This window comes from Ferrimonas balearica, from assembly GCF_019802085.1.
Classification (GTDB): Bacteria; Pseudomonadota; Gammaproteobacteria; order Enterobacterales; family Shewanellaceae; genus Ferrimonas; species Ferrimonas balearica_B.
Window position 1 is genome coordinate 535,101 of sequence record NZ_JAHVHV010000002.1, and the last position, 12,630, is coordinate 547,730.

Consider the following 12,630-nt stretch of genomic DNA (forward strand, 5'->3'; position numbering starts at 1 on the left):
CCCCCTGACGGCGCGGCCCGGGAGGCGAAATGACCACTGGCAGCCATGTGCCCACCCGTTACTGGCAGCGCCTGGAGGATGGCCGGGTGCGCTGCACCCTGTGCCCGAGGTTTTGTACGGTGCGTGAGGGCCACCGGGGGGTCTGTTTCGTGCGCATGGCCGAGGGGGGCGAGATGGTGCTGACCAGCTATGGTCGCTCCTCGGGCTTTTGTGTCGATCCTATCGAGAAGAAACCCCTTAACCACTTTCTGCCGGGCACCCCGGTGCTCTCCTTCGGCACCGCCGGCTGCAACCTCACCTGCAAGTTCTGCCAGAACTGGGACATCAGCAAATCCCGGGAGCTGGATACCCTGGCCTCGGTGGCCTCACCGGAGCAGTTGGCCCGCACCGCCGAGCGGCTGGGCTGTCGCAGCGTGGCCTTTACCTACAACGATCCGGTGATCTTTATGGAGTACGCGCTGGATGTGGCGGCGGCGTGCCGGGCGCGGGGGATCCAGAGCGTGGCGGTGACCGCCGGCTACATCAACCCCGAGCCCCGGGAGCTGTTCTTTGCCGCCATGGATGCGGCCAACATCGACCTTAAGGGCTTTACCGAGACCTTCTACCACAAGGTCTGCGGCGGCCACCTGGCGCCGGTGCTGGAGACCCTGGTCTACCTTAAGCGGCATACCCGGGTCTGGTTTGAGATCACCACCTTGCTGATCCCGGGACTCAACGACTCGGATGCGGAGCTGCGGCAACTGGCCCAGTGGGTGGGGCAGGAGCTGGGACCCGAGGTGCCCCTGCACTTCTCCGCCTTTCACCCGGATTTCAAGATGCTGGATATTGCCCCTACTCCCGCCGCCACCCTGAGTCGGGCCCGGCGGATCGCCATGGAAGTGGGGCTGCACTACGTCTATACGGGCAATGTTCACGACCGCGAAGGGGACAGCAGCTGGTGCCCCGGCTGTGGTGCCCTGCTTATCGCCCGTGACTGGTACCAGCTGGGGGCTTGGCACTTGGAGGCCGGCACCGATGGGGCGGGGCAGTGCAGTCACTGCGGCCACCCGGTGCCGGGAAGGTTCGAGGCTAGGCCGGGCCAGTGGGGTCGGCGGCGCCTGCCGGTTCGGGTGGAGGGTTAGGCCGAGGCTTGGGCGGCGTCCTCCCGCTCCCGGGCCCGTTGCAGGGCCTCGCGGGCGCACAGGCGCAGACGAAAGGCGTCGGCGTTATCGTACAGGGGCTGGTCGAAGTTGACCGCCCAGTTGAGGGTGTGGGCCAGGAAGAGGTCCGCCACCGTCAACTGGTCTCCCATCAGGAATCCGCTGGCCGGGATCCTGTCGTCGATCTCCTTGAGTGCCTTGGCAAACTCCCAACGGGCGGTCTCCAGCACTTCGGCACGGCGCTGGGCTTTTGGCAGGGCGAAACGGTGCTTGCCCATGGTCCACAGCGGCTGCTCCAGTTCGGTGACGATGTAGAACAGCCACTGCAGATGAACACCGGCCTCGGTGCTGCCCGGTGGGGGCAGCAGTCGGCCCTGACCGTGGGTTTGCGCCAGGTGCAGGGCGATGGCACCGGACTCGGTCAGGGTCAGATCGCCGTCCTTTAATGCGGGCACCTTGCCGGCGGGGTTGAGGCCCAGGTAGTCATCGCCACGATGCTCCCCCTGGGTGAAGTCCACCAGCTGGTATTGCCAGCTCAGGCCCAGCTCCTCCAAAAGCCAGCTGATCCTCAAAGCGCGGGTCTTGGGAAATCCATACAGGGTGATCATCGTCCTCTCCTTTTAACCTGACCGCTTTCAAGCTAGCAGCTTGGTTTGCCCGCGCAAAGCGTTGAGCCGCCTTCGGCGCCAGGGTAAGGTTGGGCAAACCCTCTCCCCACTCAACCTATGATGCTGGAAACCCTGCTGGCCGAACTTGGGATCGGCTACCACGACTACCACCATCCGCCGCTCAATGACTGCAGCGAGGCGGACCGGCTGGCCCTGGACAGGGACGGCCAGCGTACCAAGAACCTCTTTTTAAGGGACAACTACGGTCGCCGCCACTTCATCCTAGTGACGGCGCCGGATAAGCAGGTGGATCTCAAGGCGCTCTCCCGCCAGATGGCCCTGTCACGGCTGGGTTTTGCCTCGACAGAGCGCCTGGCTCGTTACCTGGATTTGAAACCCGGGCGGGTCTCCCTGCTGGCCTTGGTCAATGACCCGGACAAAGCGGTGGAGCTGTGGATCGATAAGGCGCTGTGGCACGACGAGGGGCTGCACTGTCATCCCTTGGACAATACCCGCACCTGGGTGATCCCGCCCCAGGGCATCGAACGGCTGCTGGCCCACTGGGGGCGGCCCCTCACCCTGATAACGGTGCCCGAGCTGTAGCCCTTACAGCCGGTGGATCACCCGCTGATGGGGCACCCGGTGGCGCACTCCCCAGGTGCCTTTTTGCGGATCGCCCCGGCCGCAGGCGATCACCATGGTGATGCGCGCGGCCCGGGGCAGCTTGAGGAGCCGGCGGGCTCGGACGCTGTCCAGCCCCTCCAGCGGACAGGTGTCCAGACCTTCCGCTTTCATGGCCAGCATAAAGGTCATGCAGGCCAGGGCGGTGCTTTTGTGCATCACCGCCTGCATATCCGACCGCCCGGCCTCCCGGTAGCTGGGTCGAAACAGACCCAGCAGGGCAAAGAGGCCCTTGCGCAGTGCGCCGGTAAACCCCAGGGGGTCCTGCCAGTAGGTCAGGGGGATAAGGACCTGGTAGTAGCGACGGATCTTGGCGAGCAGCTGCGGATTGTCGCGGTTCTCGGCGGTCAGGTTTTCGAGGTTTTCCCGGGCGTGCTGGCGCCAGCGGTCCGGGCGGATCACCGCCACCACCAACTCGCTGGCGGTGCGCACCGCGTTCTGGTTCATGCAGATGGGGATCATCCCCTGACGCAGGGCGGGGTCCTGCACCCGGTAGAACTCCCACAGCTGCATATTGGAGGAGTTGGGAGAGAGGGTGGCCAGCTCCAGGCAGCGCTGAACCGCTTCAGGGTCAAAGGGCCCCTCGGCCAAAAAGACCCGTACCGCGCGTCGGGCCTGCACCAGCTCGGTAAATTGCATCATCTCCTGTTGCGCCATCCTAAGACTCCCTTTGAATCGACCTGTTAAGAGCTTAATGGCTCTGACCCTATGGCGCGGTAAACCCCGCCCTTTGTTGCGCTGGGTCAATGGACAGGGGCGGTGGGCGATGCTGAGGCGCTGAAGATAAAAACCAAAAAGCCCCGACCTTTCGGTCAGGGCTTTCGAAGATGGTGCCTCGTCCCGGCAATGGGAGGCAGGAAGCCGGACATGACGCCGCTTGCGGCGACCCGCAGGGTGGATGACAGGGATGGCATCCACAATCGAACCAGGGGCAAGTCTTTGGTACAACGGCTTAGCCAAATACGAAAAAGCCCCGACCTTTCGGTCAGGGCTTTCTCTTGTGTGGTGCCTCGTCCCGAAGACGAGCCTAGGGGCACGCACCGATCTTGAATAGGCCAATCCGCTTTGGATTGAAACGAAAAAGCCCCGAACCGAAGTTCAGGGCTTTCGAAGATGGTGCCTCGTCCCGGCAATGGGAGGCAGGATGCCGGACATGACGCCGCGTGCGGCGGCCCGAAGGGTGGATGACAGGGATGGCATCCACAATCGAACCAGGGGCAAGTCGTTGGTACAACGACTTAGCCTAATACGAAAAAGCCCTGACCTTTCGGCCAGGGCTTTCGAAGATGGTGCCTCGTCCCGGAGTCGAACCAGGGACACGCGGATTTTCAATCCGCTGCTCTACCAACTGAGCTAACGAGGCAGCGAGGGCGTCATTAAACGGACTTTGCCCACCGGAGTCAACCGAAACCGAGGGGGCTTATCGCGTTTGCTGCATTTTCCGCCGGCCAGCGGCAGCGGTGCCGAACGGGCGGGTATTAAAGGGGAAAGACCAGTTGGGGAAGCTGGCGGCCAGCAATGCTTCCTGAGGGGGCGGTGCCAAACTCCTGGGCACCAGCATGACGGTAGAAGCCCACGGCGTGGGGATCACTGATCACCAAAAGCCTTTCACCACCTAGGGAGCGGGCCAGCACCAAGGCGTGCTGGAGCAGACGCTTGCCGATCCCCTGTCCCACCCAGTCGGGATCGATAAAGAGGCCATCGAGTTCCCACTGGCGTTGGCCCAGGTGCTTGACCACAGAGAAGCCCGCCAGGTCGTCACCCACCTCGGCGATGGTGGCGTGGTGGGTGCCCAGGGCAAACCCCTCCTTGGCGTAGGTCAGCTCCTCGCTGCAGGCGGCCATAAACTGACGATCGTAGCCCCACAGCGCTTTGGAGCGCATGGCCAGATCGGTCAGGGTGGCGGCCTCATCCGCTTGGGCGGGTCTAATGGTCAAAGAAGCGATCATTTTCTGGCAGATTGGTAAGCGTCTTGCTTCGTTTTTAGCCAGTGTAGTTGGTATTTACCCAAAGAGCCGCGTTGCCCGGGCTCCGCTCGCGACGGTGCCAGGGGACACGCGCCGATCTTGAATAGTCCAATCCGCTGCGGATTGAAACGAAAAAGCCCCGAACCGAAGTTCAGGGCTTTTTAGATGGTGCCTCGTCCCGGCAATGGGAGGCAGGATGCCGGACATGACGCCGCGTGCGGCGGCCCACAGGGTGGATGACAGGGATGGCATCCACAATCGAACCAGGGGCAAGTCTTTGGTACAACGACTTAGCCAAATACGAAAAAGCCCCGACCTTTCGGTCAGGGCTTATCTCCATGGTGCCTCGTCCCGGCAATAGGAGGCAGGATGCCGAACATGACGCCGCGTGCGGCGGCCCGCAGGGTGGATGACAGGGATGGAATCCACAATCGAACCAGGGGCAAGCCGTTGGTACAACGGCTTAGCCAAATACCAAAAAGCCCCGAACCGGAGTTCAGGGCTTATCTCTATGGTGCCTCGTCCTGCGGTCGAGCCAGGGACACGCGTCGATCTCGAATAGGCCAATCCGCTGCGGATTGATACAAAAAAGCCCCGAACCGAAGTTCAGGGCTTTTTAGATGGTGCCTCGTCCTGTGGTCGAGCCAGGGACACGAGCCGATCTTGAATAGGCCAATCCGCTGCGGCTTGAAACCAAAAAGCCCCGAACCGAAGTTCAGGGCTTATCTCTATGGTGCCTCGTCCCGGAGTCGAACCAGGGACACGCGGATTTTCAATCCGCTGCTCTACCAACTGAGCTAACGAGGCCGAAAGTGGCTCCCCCTGCTGGACTTGAACCAGCGACATACGGATTAACAGTCCGCCGTTCTACCGACTGAACTAAGGGGGAATAGATGGTGCCTCGTCCCGGAGTCGAACCAGGGACACGCGGATTTTCAATCCGCTGCTCTACCAACTGAGCTAACGAGGCGACGGGGCGCTATTAAACGGATTTTGCCTGGGCAAGTCAACTCGATTTTTGCCGTTTGCCTGAAAGATGTGCAGGGGCACAAAAGCTGTGCGCAAATGGCTGCATTGCTGAACAGCACTCGGCCCCGGCTACCTTCGCCGCTCTGACCACACCAGACCAAGAAAAGGGTAGCGGATTGCCGTATGTTAGTGGGCAAAGAGAAGGGAGAGCTAAATATGACACGGTGGTTATCCGGCCTGCTGCTCGGGCTGCTGCTCGGTGGCTGCGGCGGACCGGCCCTGATGCCCCTGCCCAGCGACGGGGTGATCCTGGCCTTTGGTGACAGCCTTACCCAGGGGGTCGGGGCCGGCGAAGGCCAGGCCTACCCGGAAGTGTTGGCTGGTCTCAGTGGCCTGACGGTGATCAATGCCGGCGTGTCCGGCGAGCAGACGGCCCAGGGAAGGGAGCGCCTGCCCCGTGAGCTGCTTGAGGCCTCGCCGGAGCTGATGCTGTTGCTTCTGGGGGGCAACGACATCCTGCGCAATCGCGCGCCGGCGCAGATCAAGGCCAATCTGGCGGCAATGATTGAGCAAGCCCATGGGCTGGGGGTGGAGGTGGTGCTGATCGCTGTGCCGGAGAAGAAGCTGTTCTCCGATGCGGCACCGCTGTACCGGGAGTTGGCCGAGGAGTACAGCCTGCTGCTGGTAGACGACCTGCTGGCCTCGCTTTTGCGCACCCCCGCCTACAAGTCAGATCCTATCCATCTGAACGCCGAAGGCTACCGGGTGATGGCGGCGGAGCTGGATGCCCTGCTTCGCGATGCGGGGGCCTACTGATGCGAATGTTGCCCGCCTTGTTTCTGCTTTGCCTGGCAGGATGCGTTAGCAATCCAGAGCCGGCGACGCTGCGCCTGGAGGGCGACACCCTCTATTTTCATGGCGCTACAGAAGTGGACAGTGTAAACCGGGCGATGATGCTGGCTGAGCGCAGCGAAGTGTCCATCTCTCGGATGGTGATTACCAGCGGCGGCGGTGACGTGGAGGCGGCCATGGTGATGGCCCACTGGGTGCGGGATCTCGAACTGGAGTTGGTGGTGGAGTCGCTGTGCGCTTCCTCTTGCGCCAACTATCTAGTACCAGCAGCCAGCCGGGTGTGGGTGAGTTCTGGGGCGGTGCTCGGTTGGCACGGCAGTGCGACCCTGCCTCAACCAGAGCTTTGGGATTACCCCAGGGCGAAGGAGCTCAAGGCCAAAGAGCAAGCGCTGTTCGACCGGCTGGGGCTGGATCCACTGTTTGCCTACCTGGGCCACTTGGAGCCTTTTCGCTCCCAGCGCCAGCAAGCGATCTGGACCTACCTGCCACAGGATCTTAAGCGCATGGGGCTGGGCCATATCGAGTTTGCCGATGAGGTGCCGGTCCAGTCCGGTGGGGCGCCAGCCATCGGTGTGGATATCTTTGTCTTGGGCGAGGGGTTTTGGGCCAGTCCCATGGCTAGGCCCTTTCTCGCCATTGATTAACGTCAACGCCCCGCACATTGGCGGGGCGTTGGGCGCTAGAGAGGCTCACTCCTCCGGCGGCTTGTAACCTTCGATGTGGATCTCTTCGCCTTCGAAGAGGAACTTGACCATGTTCTCCTCCAGCATCTTGCGGTGCTCGGCGTTCATCATATTGAGCTTGTGCTCGTTGATCAGCATGGTCTGCTTCTTCTGCCACAGGCCAAAGGCTTCCTTGGAGATGTTGTCGAACACCCGCTTGCCCAGCTCGCCGGGGATCAGCTGAAACTCCAGGCCCTCGGCCTCTTTATTCAGGTATTGGCAGAATACGGTACGTGCCATGGTTTGGGATCCTCACTTAGGTGGTAGCGCAGTTATACCAGATGTGGTGTTTGCCATCTATGCAGGCGCAGTGTGGGTATTGCCCTCAAGCTCGGCCAGCAGCCGCTCTGTGGGGGCGGCCAGACCGATGCGGTTGTCTGCCCCGGGGGCGAACCATTGGCCTGGGTGCTCCGCCACCTGCCCGGGGCGCTGGGCCAGCTCAACCAGCACCGGCTGGATCTCCAGGTGGTAATGGCTGAAGGTGTGGCGAAAGGGCAGCAACATCTGGGGGGCCTGGGCCGCCTTCAGTGGCATCAGGGCCCCATCCAGCTCATCCTTGCCGTTGTACTGGGGTGGGCACCAGAGGCCGCCCCAAATTCCGGCGCCGGGGCGCTTCTCCAGGTAGATCTCCCCGCCGTGGCGCAGCAGCAGTAAAAAGCAGGCTTTAACCGGCTTCTCCTTTTTTGGCTTCTTGCCGGGGAAGTCGCTCTGCCGACCCAAAGCGAAGGCCCGGCAGTCGGCATTGACCGGACAGGCCGGGCAGTTGGGTTTAGTGCGACTGCAGTGACTGGCCCCCAGGTCCATCATCGCCTGGTTGTAGGGCTGAACGCCTTTGTCTGGGGTCAGGGCCCGGGTCAGAACCCATAATTGGGTTTCCACCGCCTTGCTGCCGGGCCAGCCCTCGATGGCGCCGTGGCGGGCCAGTACCCGTTTGACGTTGCCATCGAGAATGGGGTGGGGCTGGTCCAGGGAGAGGCTGAGGATGGCCCCGGCGGTGGAGCGACCAATACCCGGCAGTGCCATCACCTGGTCTATCTCGGTGGGGAAGCGGCCGCCATGCTCATCGCGCACCACCCTGGCGGCCTTGAGGAGATTGCGGGCCCGAGCGTAGTAGCCCAGGCCGGTCCACAGGTGCATCACCTCGTCGTCCTCGGCGTTGGCCAGGTCGAGCAGGGTGGGGAAGCGCTCGGTAAACTTGAGGTAGTAGGGGATCACCGTAGCGACCTGGGTCTGCTGCAACATGATCTCCGACAGCCACACCCGGTAGGGAGTGCGGTCCTGCTGCCAGGGCAGATCCTTGCGGCCGTGTTGCTGATACCAGTTCAGCATCCGCTCGGCAAAGCTTCCGGTGTTCGCTTCCATCGATGAGCAACCTAAAATACAATCACGCGTTTTTCGGGGCGCCCAGTGTAGCGCCCACCGCACAGAGCGAGAAGATCCAGATGAGTGACGAGCAAAAGCCGAGCGAAACGGTGGAGGAGTTGCGTAAGCGCAAGATCCGCTCCTACGTCAAACGTGAAGGGCGCATGACCAAGGGCCAGGCCCGGGCCATGGAGGTGTTCTGGCCCACCATGGGACTGACCCATGAGGGCGGCATGGTGGACCTGGCCGAGGCCTTCGGTCGCGAGGCGCCCGTGGTGCTGGAGATCGGCTTTGGCATGGGCAAATCCCTGGTGGAGATGGCCAAGGCGGAACCGGAGAAGAACTTCATCGGCATCGAGGTGCACGGTCCGGGCGTGGGCGCCTGCCTGATGTACGCCGAGGAGCTGGGGGTGACCAACCTGCGGCTGTTCCAGCACGACGCGGTGGAGATCCTGGCCGACTGCATCCCCGACGCCAGCCTGGACCGGGTGCAGCTCTACTTCCCGGACCCCTGGCACAAGAAGCGCCACCACAAGCGCCGTATCGTCAAGGAGGAGTTCATCGCCTCTGTGCGCCAGAAACTGAAAATCGGCGGCCTCTACCATATGGCCACCGACTGGGAGCACTACGCCGAACATATGGTGGAGGAGATGAACGAAGCCCCGGGCTTCGAGAACACCGCCACCGAGGGCCACTTTGTGCCCCGCCCGGATTTCCGTCCCCTGACCAAGTTCGAGGCCCGCGGCCATCGACTGGGCCACGGGGTGTGGGACCTTATCTACCGTCGCATCGACTGACTCTGCCAACTAAGGAGTGCCTGATGGCCATTAAGCCTGACGCCAAACGCAACGCCCGTATTCGCAAAAAACTGCGCACCGACGAGTTCCAGGAACTGGGTTTCGAGGTCAGCTGGGTCTTCAACGCCGAGGTCAGCGAAGAGCAGATCGACGCCATCGTCGACCAATTTATCGACGAGGTGATCGAGCCCAATGGGCTGGGTTTCTCCGGCGAGGGCCACAAGGCCTGGGACGGTCTGATCTGCACTCAGAAGTTGGGCAAGTGCACCGAGGCGCACCGGGAGGCGGTCCAGGGGTTTTTCGCCAAGCAGCCGGTGTCGGATCTCAAGGTCACCGAACTGTTCGATCTCTGGTGGGGCTGAGCCTGAGTGTTGCCGGATAAGGCGCTGCTGGAGGCGGCCCTCGACGAGGTTCGTCCGCTGCTCGGCAGTGGCAAGGTGGCCGATTACATCCCCGCCCTGGCCCGGGTGCCCGGCAACAAGCTGGGCATCGCGGTGTGCAGTGCCGAAGGCGGGGTGATCAGCGCCGGTGATTGCCACGAACCCTTCTCCATTCAGAGCATCTCCAAGGTGTTTGCCCTGGTGCAGGCGATGATGCTCTACCCGGAGGAGGAGCTGTGGCAGCGGGTGGGCAAAGAGCCCTCGGGCAACCCTTTCAACTCCCTGGTGCAGCTGGAGTTTGAAAAGGGCGTGCCCCGCAACCCCTTTATCAACGCCGGTGCCCTGGTGATCACCGACATGCTGCAGAGCCGGCTGAGCGCGCCGCGCCAGCGGATGCTGGAGTTGGTGCGGGAGCTGTCCGGCAATGCCCATATCCTCTCCGACAAAGTGGTGGCAGCCTCCGAGTATCAACACTCGGCCCGCAATGCCGCCATCGCCTACCTGATGAAGGCCTTCGGCAACTTCCACAACGACGTGGACGAGGTGCTGAGAACCTACTTCGCCCACTGTGCGGTGCGCATGAGCTGCGCCGATCTGGCCAAGGCCGCCTTCTTCCTCAGCAACCAGGGGGTCACCCTGGGGGGGCGACGACTGGTCTCCGAGCGCCAGACCCGCCAGATCAACGCCCTTTTGGCTACTTCCGGGCTCTACGACGGGGCCGGCGAGTTTGCCTACCGGGTGGGGATGCCGGGCAAGTCCGGCGTGGGGGGCGGGATCATCGCCGTGATCCCCGGTGAGATGAGCCTCTGCGTCTGGTCCCCGGAGCTGGATGCCAGCGGCAACTCCCTGGTGGGCACCGCCTTGCTCGAACACCTGGCCAAGCAGTTGGGACGCTCCATCTTTTAGCGATTTTCACCACCCCCTTGGTGGTTCTCACCAAGGGGGCGGCTTTTACCCTTCGAAATTTTGTCCTTAAATATCAACGGCTAATGTTTGTTACTTGCGCTTTTTCCCTGCTGGCGCGATTCTGGCATAGCTGAGCCAGAGACTTAAACACAGCAAGGACATCGCCATGTTTTCACGACTTCTACTCCTGTTCACCCTGATGCTGCCCGCCGGGGCCATGGCCGTCGAGGTGGGGGACCACTTCAGCAACCAGTGCGACTTGAGCCTCAACTTCGACCTGTCGCTGACCCCGGAGCAGCTGGTGGTCAGCGATGGCGACGAGGAGCTTTACCGGATCCGCGGCGACCGGCTCTGGGTGCGCGGTCAGGAAGTGGAGCTGGACAGCGAGCAGCGCCAGCTGGTGCGGGACTACCACGCCGAGATGGAGCGCCAGGTGCCTGAGGTGCTGGCGCTGGTGGACGACAGCCTGCTGCTGGCCGGCGAGGCCCTGGATGCGGTCTTTACTGAGCTGGCGGAGATTGGGGTGGATCCCGGCCAGGGCAGCCGCATTATGGACACCATTCGCGACAAGGTGGCCCAGCGGATGCACGCCGATGACGGCACCTACCACCTGGGCGCCCAGTCGGTGGACAAGCTGGGCGAGGATCTCGACAGCGAGCTGGAGAGCCAGATCGAAGAGGTGGTGGCCCAGTCGGTGGGTTCACTGCTGATGGCCCTGGGGGATGCCATGGCCAACGGCACCGGCGAGGACTTCGAGCAGAAGATGGAGGCGTTCGGCAATCGCATGGAGCGCATGGGGGAGCAGCTTGAGACCCAGCTGGAGGCCAAGGCCAGCCTAATTGAGGAGCGGGCTGAATCCCTGTGCCAGGAGTGGATGGCACTGGACCAGCTGGAGCAGCAGATGCAGCGCAGCATTCCCCAGATGGCGGAGTTCGACCTGGTGGTCCAGGGCGACCCGGATCTGGCCTGGTTGCGCTGAATACGGGCTTAGGGGCTACAATAGCGGCGATGGAGACATCGCCGCTTTTTTTGTTGGTCGACAACCGGTTGTAAGGAGAGCCCAATGCGTGAACTGCTGGAGCCCATAGTGATATTTACCCACGTGGTGCGCGCCCAGGGGTTTTCCGCCGCGGCCAGGAAGCTTGGGATCTCCAAGTCCAAGGTCAGCAGCCACGTCAGCCTGCTGGAGCAGCAGCTGGGGGTGCAGTTGGTGCAGCGCACCACAAGGTCGTTAAGCCTCACCGAGAGCGGCGAGCTGTTGTACGAACATGGCGAGGGTTTGCTCAAAGATCTGGAGCAGGCGGTGGCCGGAGTCCAGGCGCTGCAACAGGAGATCCGGGGCGTGCTTCGGGTGGGGATCACCCAGGCATTTGGCTCCATGCACCTGATGCCGCTGCTGCCGGCCTTTATGGCCCAGCATCCGGAGCTGGAGCTGGAGGTGAGCTTCCTCGATCACAAGGTGGACGTGGTGGCCGAGGGGCTGGATCTCCTGCTGACCATGTCTGAGCAGCTGCCCTTGGGCATGGTGGCCCGGCCGCTGATGAACTGCCGTTTCGTGCTGGTGGCCTCGCCGGACTACCTGGCCCGTAACGGGGTGCCCTATCACCCGGAGGCCCTCGCCGAGCACAACTGCCTGGTGTACAAGAGCGAATGGTATGAGCACGGGGTGTGGGAGTTTGCCAAGGGGGAGGAGACCTGTGAGATCCGGGTGCAGGGCAACTACCGGGTGGACGATGCCCCGGCGCTGAAGGACGCTGCCAAGCGCGGGCTGGGGGTGGTCTACCTGGCCAGCTACCTGCTGGAGGAGGAGCTGCAAAAGGGCGAACTTATCCTCCTGCTGCCGGATTGGCAGCTGACTCACCCCCTGGCCCTGCAGGCCGTCTACCCCAGGCGCAAGAACCTGGCCCCCAAGGTCAGGGCCTTTATCGACTTCGTCCGCAGCCACTTTTCCACCCCCGCCCCCTGGGACCTGGCCCTGGATCAGCTGGGTCATAATCGCGAGTGATAGAAATCATTGTTCTGGATAAAGAACAATGACTGTGCAAAAAATCGCACAATGGTCACAGTGGTATGATTTTAAAGTAATTATTTGTGCTTTTGGTCGCACGGTGGATAGCGCCAAATGTTATATGTGTGTTGCTTTGGGTTCTCTATGCCCTTGTCAGCAAGGGATTAATCCCTACAATGGCGCTCATCAAACGGCACTGGTTACCGTCAGGAATGACCCCTCCGGGCAGTACACGAAGT

Annotated in this window: 14 protein-coding genes and 4 tRNA genes; 9 read left to right on the plus strand and 9 right to left on the minus strand. The window is 62.3% G+C overall.

Annotated features, from left to right (window positions below; all coding sequences use genetic code 11):
* Window positions 1-29: 29 nt before the first annotated feature.
* A complete protein-coding gene (gene amrS, locus KUV81_RS10795; RefSeq protein WP_222543876.1) occupies window positions 30-1,121 on the plus strand; it encodes an AmmeMemoRadiSam system radical SAM enzyme in 1,092 nt (363 codons plus the stop codon).
* Here the strand turns inward: amrS and KUV81_RS10800 are convergent.
* On the minus strand, window positions 1,118-1,747 hold the full coding sequence (locus tag KUV81_RS10800) for a glutathione S-transferase family protein (RefSeq protein ID WP_222543877.1): 630 nt from the start codon (window positions 1,745-1,747) through the stop codon (window positions 1,118-1,120). The two genes, amrS and KUV81_RS10800, sit on opposite strands and share 4 nt — an antisense overlap.
* Window positions 1,748-1,867: 120 nt before the next feature.
* On the opposite strand from KUV81_RS10800, the gene KUV81_RS10805 reads away from it, so the two are divergent.
* Window positions 1,868-2,350 (plus strand): prolyl-tRNA synthetase associated domain-containing protein, encoded by a 483-nt coding sequence (locus KUV81_RS10805; RefSeq protein WP_261389340.1) that lies wholly within the window; start codon window positions 1,868-1,870, stop codon window positions 2,348-2,350.
* Between the two features lie 3 nt (window positions 2,351-2,353).
* Here the strand turns inward: KUV81_RS10805 and KUV81_RS10810 are convergent, their stop codons facing one another.
* The 6 genes from KUV81_RS10810 to KUV81_RS10835 form a co-directional block, all read right to left on the minus strand.
* Complete coding sequence (locus tag KUV81_RS10810; RefSeq protein WP_222543879.1) at window positions 2,354-3,085, minus strand: nitroreductase family protein; 732 nt, start codon at window positions 3,083-3,085, stop codon at window positions 2,354-2,356.
* Window positions 3,086-3,715: 630 nt separating this feature from the next.
* Window positions 3,716-3,791 (minus strand) — tRNA-Phe (locus tag KUV81_RS10815).
* A gap of 115 nt (window positions 3,792-3,906) precedes the next feature.
* Complete coding sequence (locus tag KUV81_RS10820) at window positions 3,907-4,365, minus strand: GNAT family N-acetyltransferase (protein ID WP_222543880.1); 459 nt, start codon at window positions 4,363-4,365, stop codon at window positions 3,907-3,909.
* 761 nt (window positions 4,366-5,126) lie between these two features.
* Window positions 5,127-5,202, minus strand: a tRNA-Phe gene (locus tag KUV81_RS10825).
* A gap of 6 nt (window positions 5,203-5,208) precedes the next feature.
* Window positions 5,209-5,284, minus strand: a tRNA-Asn gene (locus KUV81_RS10830).
* Window positions 5,285-5,289: 5 nt separating this feature from the next.
* Window positions 5,290-5,365 (minus strand) — tRNA-Phe (locus tag KUV81_RS10835).
* 215 nt (window positions 5,366-5,580) lie between these two features.
* Here KUV81_RS10835 and KUV81_RS10840 point away from each other — a divergent pair.
* Together KUV81_RS10840 and KUV81_RS10845 are read left to right on the plus strand one after the other, a co-directional pair.
* Window positions 5,581-6,180 (plus strand): GDSL-type esterase/lipase family protein, encoded by a 600-nt coding sequence (locus KUV81_RS10840; protein WP_222543881.1) that lies wholly within the window; start codon window positions 5,581-5,583, stop codon window positions 6,178-6,180.
* Window positions 6,180-6,860: a hypothetical protein gene (locus KUV81_RS10845; protein ID WP_222543882.1), complete on the plus strand. Its 681-nt coding sequence runs from the start codon at window positions 6,180-6,182 to the stop codon at window positions 6,858-6,860. The genes KUV81_RS10840 and KUV81_RS10845 overlap by 1 nt, the downstream gene beginning before the upstream one ends.
* Window positions 6,861-6,905: 45 nt before the next feature.
* Here KUV81_RS10845 and KUV81_RS10850 read toward each other — a convergent pair whose 3' ends face one another.
* Both KUV81_RS10850 and mutY read right to left on the minus strand, forming a co-directional pair.
* Window positions 6,906-7,178 carry an oxidative damage protection protein gene (locus KUV81_RS10850; protein ID WP_222543883.1) on the minus strand — a complete coding sequence of 91 codons (273 nt, stop codon included), beginning with the start codon at window positions 7,176-7,178 and terminating at the stop codon, window positions 6,906-6,908.
* Window positions 7,179-7,235: 57 nt separating this feature from the next.
* Window positions 7,236-8,300 carry an A/G-specific adenine glycosylase gene (mutY, locus tag KUV81_RS10855; RefSeq protein WP_222543884.1) on the minus strand — a complete coding sequence of 355 codons (1,065 nt, stop codon included), beginning with the start codon at window positions 8,298-8,300 and terminating at the stop codon, window positions 7,236-7,238.
* A gap of 80 nt (window positions 8,301-8,380) precedes the next feature.
* Between mutY and trmB the strand changes: the two genes are divergently transcribed.
* The 5 genes from trmB (at window position 8,381) to KUV81_RS10880 (ending at window position 12,388) form a co-directional block, all read left to right on the plus strand.
* Window positions 8,381-9,097, plus strand: coding sequence for a tRNA (guanosine(46)-N7)-methyltransferase TrmB (gene trmB / locus KUV81_RS10860; protein WP_222543885.1), 717 nt, complete (start codon window positions 8,381-8,383; stop codon window positions 9,095-9,097).
* Window positions 9,098-9,120: 23 nt separating this feature from the next.
* Window positions 9,121-9,459 (plus strand): YggL family protein, encoded by a 339-nt coding sequence (locus tag KUV81_RS10865; protein ID WP_222543886.1) that lies wholly within the window; start codon window positions 9,121-9,123, stop codon window positions 9,457-9,459.
* A gap of 9 nt (window positions 9,460-9,468) precedes the next feature.
* Window positions 9,469-10,383 (plus strand): glutaminase B, encoded by a 915-nt coding sequence (gene glsB / locus KUV81_RS10870; protein ID WP_222544242.1) that lies wholly within the window; start codon window positions 9,469-9,471, stop codon window positions 10,381-10,383.
* A gap of 166 nt (window positions 10,384-10,549) precedes the next feature.
* Window positions 10,550-11,362 (plus strand): YggN family protein, encoded by an 813-nt coding sequence (locus KUV81_RS10875; RefSeq protein ID WP_222543887.1) that lies wholly within the window; start codon window positions 10,550-10,552, stop codon window positions 11,360-11,362.
* An 84-nt stretch (window positions 11,363-11,446) separates the two neighbouring features.
* Window positions 11,447-12,388: a LysR family transcriptional regulator gene (locus tag KUV81_RS10880; RefSeq protein WP_222543888.1), complete on the plus strand. Its 942-nt coding sequence runs from the start codon at window positions 11,447-11,449 to the stop codon at window positions 12,386-12,388.
* Window positions 12,389-12,630 lie beyond the last annotated feature (242 nt).